This window comes from Streptomyces sp. NPDC054866 (assembly GCF_053610745.1).
In genome coordinates, this window is the sequence record NZ_JBSGZA010000035.1 from 1 (window position 1) to 1,162 (window position 1,162).

Below are 1,162 nucleotides of genomic sequence, written 5' to 3' on the forward strand. Positions count from 1 at the left end.
TGGAACCACGGGTGCTGATCGCTGGTGTGGTTCATCACGAAGTCGATGATCACCCGCATGCCCCGCTGATGCGCGGAGTCCACGAACTCCACGAAATCCCCGAGATCACCGAACTCGGGCAGGACGGCGACGTAGTTGGCCACGTCGTAACCGCCGTCCCGCAGCGGTGAGGTGAAGAACGGGGGCAGCCACAGGCAGTCGACGCCCAGCCACTGCAGATAGTCCAGCTTGGACGTGATGCCCTTGAGGTCGCCGATGCCGTCGCCGTCACTGTCGTGGAAGGAGCGGACCAGGACCTCGTAGAAGACGGCGCGCTTGAACCACTCGGGGTCTCGGTCCTTGGCGGGCGTGTCCTCGAACAGGTCGGACACAGGCTTGTTGATGGTCATGCATCCTCCGTTGCCGCACGGCTGGGGGCGCGTGCTTCCTCACTCGACCGCGCATACATGCGCGGGGGACACGCCCGGCGTCAGACGGACGTAGATGGCCTCGCCCCACGTGTAGGTCGCGTCGGTCAGTTCGTCGCGCACGCGGAAGGACGAGCCGGGCGGGATGTCCAGACGCGTGAGGTCGAGGCGTACGGTCGCTTCCTGGGCGTGGTGCGGGTCGAGGTTCACGACCACCAGCACCGTGTCGCCGGGCACATGACGGCTGTACGCGATCACCTGATCGTTGTCCACGGAGTGGAAGTGCACGTTGCGCAGCCGGTGCAGCGCCGGATGGCGTCGACGGATCGCGTTGAGCGTGGTGATCAGCGGCGCGATGGTGCGTTCCTCGCGTTCCGCCGACTTCCAGTCACGGGGCCGCAGTTGGTACTTCTCGGAGTCCAGGTAGTCCTCGCCGCCGGGCTTGAGGGGCGTGCCCTCGCAGAGTTCGTAGCCGCTGTAGAGGCCCCACGTCGGCGCGAGGGTCGCGGCGAGCACCGCCCGCAGCTCGAAGGCCGGGCGGCCGCCGTTCTGGAGGAACTCGGGCAGTATGTCGGGGGTGTTGACGAAGAAGTTCGGCCGCATGTAGGCGGCCGCTTCACCGGCCAACTCCTGGACGTATGAGGTGAGTTCAGGCTTGGTGTTGCGCCAGGTGAAGTACGTGTAGGACTGCTGGAAGCCGATGGCGGCCAGGGTGCGCATCATGGCGGGGCGTGTGAAGGCCTCCGCCAGGAAGA

2 protein-coding genes are annotated in these 1,162 nt (G+C 66.3%); both read right to left on the reverse strand.

Annotated elements, in window-relative coordinates; translation table 11 throughout:
* Positions 1 to 389, reverse strand: a 389-nt coding sequence (locus tag ACWGI2_RS42060; RefSeq protein WP_453701338.1) for an alpha-amylase family glycosyl hydrolase, incomplete at its 3' end; no start/stop codon positions are given.
* Between the two features lie 39 nt (positions 390 to 428).
* On the reverse strand, positions 429 to 1,162 hold a 734-nt coding region (locus tag ACWGI2_RS42065), incomplete at its 5' end, for a DUF3459 domain-containing protein (protein ID WP_453701339.1).